Here is a 6,070-nt window from a genome sequence, read left to right as displayed (position 1 = left end):
GCCCCGGGCGGCGCCGCCAGCACCAGCCGCCGGCCATCGCGCAAGGCCGCGCAGACCTCGGCCAGCACGTCATCAATCGGAAGGGGGGCGTCATCTGCGCGCATTGCAGGCAGACATAGGGCGCCAGGCACAGAAGACGCAATGCCCGCACGCGCAGCGCGATGCATCGCGCTCAAGGGGTTTTCATCCCCAGCAAGCCGCCCTACCGTCAATCCTTCAGGCTAAGCGGGAGCAATGAATGGGCTGGTGGTTTCGGATAGATCTTTGGAAGCGGGTGATGGTTGGCCTGGTGCTCGGCGCCATCACGGGCCTGGTCCTGCGGCAGATCATGGGCGCAGAGGCTGCAGGCGCCAATGTCACGGCCTGGGCAAAGCCGATTGGCGACGCCTTCATCAACCTGATCAAGATGCTGGTCGTTCCGCTGATCTTCACGACACTGGTCTCCGGCGTGCTGGCCATGGGCGACCCGAAAAAGCTGGGCAGCCTGGGCGGCCGGGCATTGGCCCTCTACATGTGCACGACCCTGATCGCCGTCTCGTTCGGCCTGCTGATCGGCAGCATCATCCAGCCGGGCGCCGGTTTCGATACGAACATTGTGAACACGGCCGACATGGAAAGCGCCCGGGCCCAGCTGGCTGCCAATCCGCAGCCGGGCAGCGTTGCCGAGCAATTGATGCATACAATCCTGTCGATCATTCCGACCAATCCCGTGGCCGCCATGGCGAACGGCGATGTGCTGCCGATCATCTTCTTCGCCATCATGCTGGGCATCGGTATCCTGATGTCAGGCGAGGCTGGCAAACCGCTCGCATCCGTGATGAACAGCGCGGCCGAAGCGATGATGAAGCTGACGCTGATCGTGATGGAAACGGCGCCGTTCGGCGTGTTCGCCCTGATGGCCTGGGTCATGGGCGACCGCGGCCTGACCATCCTCGCCGTTCTTGGAAAGATGACCGCCGCGCTCTACATTGCCTGCGGCCTGCACATAATCTTCACCTACGGATCGATGATCAAGTTCATCGTGCGGCTGCCCCTGTTTGCCTTCTTCCGCGGCGCGGTCGACGCGCAGGCCGTAGCCTTCTCGACCTCGTCCTCGAACGCCACGCTGCCGATGACCATGTCCTGTGCCACGGAAAACCTTGGAATCGGCAAGCCCATCGCGTCATCCGTGCTGCCGCTTGGCGCTACGATCAATATGGACGGCACGGCCCTTTACCAGGGACTGATCGCCTTGTTTGCGGCGCAGGCGCTTGGCCTGCCCATGACGGCCAGCATGTATTTCACCATCGCGATCATGGCGACGCTCGTCTCCATCGGCACGGCGGGCATTCCGTCCGTCAGCCTGTTTCTCGCCGCCACGACGCTCAGCGTTGTCGGCGTGTCCCCGGACCAGACCGTCCTGATCATCGCGCTCCTGTTCCCCTTCGACCGCATCCTCGACATGATGCGCACTGTCACAAATATAACCGGCGACCTCGCGGTCGCGACAGTGGTGGCAAAATGGGAAGGCGAACTGGATGAAGAGGTGTTCCGGGCGCGCGATCCGGTCTAAGGCCCGGCCGGCGCCACAGGCATGGCATGTCCCGGAGGGTCTTGAGCGAAAACAATGAGAGCACCCGATCAGGCCTCGGCAGGACATGTGACTGCGGGAGCCATCTGCCTGAGCGTCTTCGCCGGCTTCACGCTCGGCGTGTTTGGCGTCTGGAACGCTGACCCATTTGATACGGCAATCGCCAGCCAGGTGTCGCGCTGGCGTGAACCTGCACTGACAGATGTGATGCTCGTCATCACGTCACTGGGTGACAGTGCTTACCTGATTTTCATGGGCTTTCTGATCGTGGCGGCGTTCGCAGCCCAGCGCGCCTGGAGAGAAACTGGTGCGGCAGTGACAGCCTTCCTGCTTCTCCCCCTCGCCGTCAGCATGATCAAGGCAACGCTCGCCCGAGTCCGCCCAACCGCTGAACTCTATTCAGGCGCCGATGCCTTCAGCTTTCCGAGCGGCCACGCAGCAAATTCGGCCCTCATCTATGGAACGCTGGCGCTGATGGCATTCACCTCCCTGAAGGGCGCGGCGAAATGGGTCGCAACCTCGGCGCTGGTCCTGCTCATCGTCGTGATCGCCTTTTCGCGTATCTACATCGGGGCGCACTGGCCGAGTGACGCTCTGGCCGGGCTGGCGCTGGGCGCTGGTGTGCTCAGCATGCTCTCCTGGGTTCTGCGCCACACGCCGCCCAAACCCGCCACCCCCCGCACCACCCCCTTCCTGCTGGCCTGTTTCGCCCTTACCGCCCCCCTCTACGCATGGTACGCCCTGCCCTTTGCCCGCACATTCTACACGGCGCTCAGCTAGACCGGGACCGCGATGCTCACCCGCCGGAAAGTCGTTTCCCTCGCAATTCCCGTGGTCCTCGCCCAGGCGGCGACGGCCACGACAGGCCTTGTGGACACGGCCGTCATGGGCCGCTTTGGCGACAAGGCAGACCTCGCCGCCGTTGCCATCGCTGCCGTCGCCTATAACTTTATCTATTGGGGTTTCGGCTTCCTGCGCATGTCGACGACGGGCCTTTCCGCGCAGGCCAATGGCCGCGGCGACAAGCCGGAAGTCCGCGCGATCCTGCTGCGGACGCTGATGCTGGGCGGCGCAATCGGTCTCGGCCTTTTCCTCCTGACTCCCTTGTTGCGATGGCTGACCTTCGCTGCCTTCGCCGGAACAGCCGAGGTCGAATCCCTCGCCGCCGGCTATTTCAACGCCCGGATCTTCGGCGCCCCCGCCTACCTCATGGGTCTCGGCATCACCGGCTGGCTGTTAGGCACCGGCAAGACGGGACAGATGCTCGCCTTCCAGATCGTGATGAACGGCGTGAATGTCGTGCTGGATATCTGGTTCGTCGTGGACCTGCAGCTCGGCCCGGCAGGCATTGGCGCCGGTACGGCGATTGCGGAATGGACAGCACTGGCTGTGGGTCTCGTCATGGTGCGCAAGGGCTTCCGGTCGCCCGCCCGCCTGTTCGATCCTGCCAAGCTCTATGCCCTGTTCTCGGCCAATCGCGACATCATGATCCGGACGCTCGCGCTGGTCTTCTGCTTTGGCTGGTTCGTTCGGTCCGGTACATTGATCGGCACGGCGGCGACTGCGGGAAACCAGGTCCTGCTTCAGTTCATTACCGTCGCTGCTTTCGTGCTCGACGGGTTTGCATTCGTTGCGGAGAAGGAAGCCGGAGAGGCCTATGGCGCGGCTGACGGCAAGCGGCTTGGCCGAGCCATGCGGCTGACGTCGGAGTTTGCCTTCGGCTTCGGGGTCCTCTTCTCGCTGACCTATTTCGCCCTCGGCGGCTGGGTTATCGAGACCTTCATCGCAGATCCGGAAGCACGCCGTGCGGCACTGGATTTCCTGCCCTATTGTGCGACCGTGCCGATCCTTGGCGTTTCCGCCTGGCAACTCGATGGCCTGTTCCTTGGCACGACACAGGGCAAGGCGCTGCGCACGGCGGGAATCATCTCAGCAGTGCTCTACCTCACGACGGACATGATGCTGCGCCCCGCTTTCGGGAATGCAGGCGTCTGGGCCGCCTTCCTCGCCATGTACGTCTATCGCGCCGCAGCACTCGGCTGGTTCGTGCCGGGACTGTTCAGAGGTCTTTCCCGACCGCCTGCGCCAGCGACGTGAAGCCATCGGCTTTCAACAAGGCTGCCAGGTCGCGGTGAATTTCGGCGACGAGGCCCGGACCCGAATAGACCAGCGCCGAATAGAGCTGCACGGCGTTCGCCCCCGCACGGATCTTCGTATAGGCGTCTGCCGCGCTGGCAATGCCGCCAACACCGATCAGGTCGAATTCGCCATTCAGCGCCTGTGCAAAGGCTTTCAGAACCCCTGTTGACGGGGCCATCAGGGGCGCGCCCGACAGGCCGCCGGCCTGCGCCTTGTCCCGGCTGGTCAGGGTGCCCGGCCGGGCCAGCGTCGTGTTCGACACGATCAGGCCCGCGAGCCAGGCACCCTGATTGTGCAAGACACCGACAATGTCCGCAATCGCCTCGGCATCCAGGTCCGGTGCGACCTTCAGGAAGACGGGCTTGCTGCATCGTTCGGCCTCGCCGCAGGCCGATAGCAGGTCCTCTAGCGACGCCTTGTCCTGCAGGCCGCGCAGGCCCGGCGTATTGGGCGAGGAGATGTTGACCGTGACATAGGCTGCGTGCGGCGCGACAGCTTCGATGCCCCGGACATAATCGGCGATACGGTCTTCGCTCTCCTTGTTGGCACCGACATTGGCGCCAAGTGGCACAGGCGCCCGGTATTTCGACAGGCGCCTTACAAAATAGTCGAGGCCATAATTGTTGAACCCCATCCGGTTGATGACTGCCCGGTCTTCGGTCAGGCGGAACAGGCGGGGTTTCGGGTTTCCCGGTTGAGGCAGCGGTGTCACGGTCCCGCACTCAAGAAAGCCGAAGCCAAACCGGGCCATGGCCGAGGGGACTTCGCAATTCTTGTCAAAACCTGCAGCAAGGCCAACCGGCGCGCTCAGTTTCAATCCGGATTTCGGCAGGATTGTCGCCAATACCGGATCGGGTTCAGGCGCCCGCAATGGCGCGCCCAGACCCTTTTCGAGCGCCCGGATGGTGGCGGTATGCGCCGCTTCGGGCGGCAGGAGTTTCACCGCCGCAACGCCGATATCGGCCAGACGCATCAAAAGTCCTCCGGAAGCATGGGCACGCCATCGGCATCCTGCATCAGCGTCCAGCTGCGCGTGGCCCGGCTGATCTCAAGCGCGCCATAAAGATGGGGGAACAGGGTTCCGCCCCGGCTGGGTTCCCACTTGAGCGGAGACAGGTCCGTCACGGCAAACTCGAGCAGCCGCACGTCTTTCTGGCCGGCATAATGCAGCCGCGCTGTCTCGGCGGCGGTATCGCGCGTGGAGAGGTGAACATAGCGGTCGGCGGCGTCGAGGGCGGTTGCCGTGACACCATCCGCCTGCGCCTTGGCCCAGTCTGCCTGTGTCAGCAGTTTGTAGACATGCGTGTTGCTCATGGCTGGCTTTTCAGCAGGCTTTGATGGCCACGGCAACTCACGCCTTGAGTCGCAGGCAGTTTCTGCGATCCTGCGGGCAGCCGTTTTGAAGGATAGTGCGTGGCCAATGACGTCGCAGATGCTGCCCTCCTGAATGTCCGGCTGGAAAACGGGCGGACGGTGGAGGAGGAATTGCGCAAGCTCAACACGCTTGCACGGATGCTGGATTCGCAGTTCTCAGTCATGGGGATGCGGTTTGGTCTCGACTCCGTCCTGGGACTGGTGCCCGTTGCGGGAGACGTGGCCACGGGGATTGCTGGAACCTATTCGCTGTTCACCGCCATCCGCCTGAAGCTGCACCCGGTGGCCATTGCCCATATCGGCTGGAACCTGCTGTTTGATACCGCGATCGGCGCGATACCGGTTCTGGGCGATGTCTTTGACTTCTGTTTCAAGTCAAACACCAAGAATTTCAAGGTGATAGAAAAGCATCTGACCCGCAAGGCAAAGCGCCAGCTGGCCAGGGGACAAGCGCCCGTCTGAGATCAGGCCTGCGGGTCTTCGCGAACATCCGAAGCGCGGGCGAGGACCCAGCCGCCAGCGGGGGATTGGCACGCGGCGAAGCGGCCGCGTTCCTGGCCGGGGAAGGCGTAGGCCACATCGCGGCAGATGACCGAGACTTTCATCGGCACGACGTCAGACACGAAGCGGACCACAGAGTCCGAATGCGGCGCATTATAGGTAATCTGACGCACGCCCGGCGCGCTGACCTCGCGGGACAGGGAGCGCTCTATCCGGATGGACAAGGTGCGGCCATCGGGCGTCTGGAGGATTTGGGTCGTGCCGTCCTGTTGGGTTTCGACCAGGTTGAGGAAATCCGCCTTCAGCACATTTACCATATTAGAATCAAGAGCTTGCGCCGCTGTCAGCTCCACGCGCCCGGCCACGAAGTCCGCTGCGGCCTGGGCGACAGCGGGGCGTGACGGGGGGGCGAAGGGGCGTATCGAGGGGGCCGACTGGGTGTAGGCGGCTGTGGGTGGGGTGTGAGTCGGTGTGGTGGGGGTGGTG

Annotated in this window: 7 protein-coding genes; 4 read left to right on the top strand and 3 right to left on the bottom strand. The window is 63.5% G+C overall.

All coding sequences use genetic code 11. The features are described 5' to 3' along the window. The first annotated feature begins 238 nt into the window (after positions 1-238). From VR74_RS14825 to VR74_RS14815, 3 genes are read left to right on the top strand one after another with little or no spacing between them, the layout of a single operon-like run. Positions 239-1,552: a dicarboxylate/amino acid:cation symporter gene (locus tag VR74_RS14825; protein ID WP_045698131.1), complete on the top strand. Its 1,314-nt coding sequence runs from the start codon at positions 239-241 to the stop codon at positions 1,550-1,552. 54 nt (positions 1,553-1,606) lie between these two features. After that, entirely contained in the window at positions 1,607-2,350 is a 744-nt protein-coding gene (locus VR74_RS14820; protein ID WP_045698130.1) for a phosphatase PAP2 family protein, read from the top strand. 12 nt (positions 2,351-2,362) lie between these two features. Next, positions 2,363-3,667, top strand: coding sequence for an MATE family efflux transporter (locus tag VR74_RS14815; protein ID WP_045698129.1), 1,305 nt, complete (start codon positions 2,363-2,365; stop codon positions 3,665-3,667). On the opposite strand, the gene VR74_RS14810 is transcribed toward VR74_RS14815, so the two are convergent. Then, positions 3,630-4,682, bottom strand: coding sequence for a quinone-dependent dihydroorotate dehydrogenase (locus VR74_RS14810; RefSeq protein ID WP_045698128.1), 1,053 nt, complete (start codon positions 4,680-4,682; stop codon positions 3,630-3,632). The two genes, VR74_RS14815 and VR74_RS14810, sit on opposite strands and share 38 nt — an antisense overlap. Then, a complete protein-coding gene (locus VR74_RS14805; RefSeq protein WP_045698126.1) occupies positions 4,682-5,023 on the bottom strand; it encodes a DUF952 domain-containing protein in 342 nt (113 codons plus the stop codon). The genes VR74_RS14810 and VR74_RS14805 overlap by 1 nt, the downstream gene beginning before the upstream one ends. 99 nt (positions 5,024-5,122) lie before the next feature. On the opposite strand from VR74_RS14805, the gene VR74_RS14800 reads away from it, so the two are divergent. Beyond that, positions 5,123-5,545, top strand: coding sequence for a DUF4112 domain-containing protein (locus tag VR74_RS14800; RefSeq protein WP_299950724.1), 423 nt, complete (start codon positions 5,123-5,125; stop codon positions 5,543-5,545). A gap of 2 nt (positions 5,546-5,547) precedes the next feature. Here VR74_RS14800 and VR74_RS14795 read toward each other — a convergent pair. Next, positions 5,548-6,070, bottom strand: a 523-nt coding sequence (locus tag VR74_RS14795) for a hypothetical protein (RefSeq protein ID WP_299950721.1), incomplete at its 5' end; no start/stop codon positions are given.

The sequence above is a fragment of the Hyphomonas sp. BRH_c22 genome, assembly GCF_000961795.1.
Classification (GTDB): domain Bacteria; phylum Pseudomonadota; class Alphaproteobacteria; order Caulobacterales; family Hyphomonadaceae; genus Hyphomonas.
Note: the sequence above shows the minus strand (reverse complement) of the source record. Positions and strands in the feature narration are given on the sequence as shown.

Coding starts and splice junctions, on each gene's coding strand:
- VR74_RS14825 (WP_045698131.1), top strand. CDS start 239: ATGGGCTGGTGGTTTCGGATAGATCTTTGGAAGCGGGTGATGGTTGGC.
- VR74_RS14820 (WP_045698130.1), top strand. CDS start 1,607: ATGAGAGCACCCGATCAGGCCTCGGCAGGACATGTGACTGCGGGAGCC.
- VR74_RS14815 (WP_045698129.1), top strand. CDS start 2,363: ATGCTCACCCGCCGGAAAGTCGTTTCCCTCGCAATTCCCGTGGTCCTC.
- VR74_RS14810 (WP_045698128.1), bottom strand. CDS start 4,682: ATGCGTCTGGCCGATATCGGCGTTGCGGCGGTGAAACTCCTGCCGCCC.
- VR74_RS14805 (WP_045698126.1), bottom strand. CDS start 5,023: ATGAGCAACACGCATGTCTACAAACTGCTGACACAGGCAGACTGGGCC.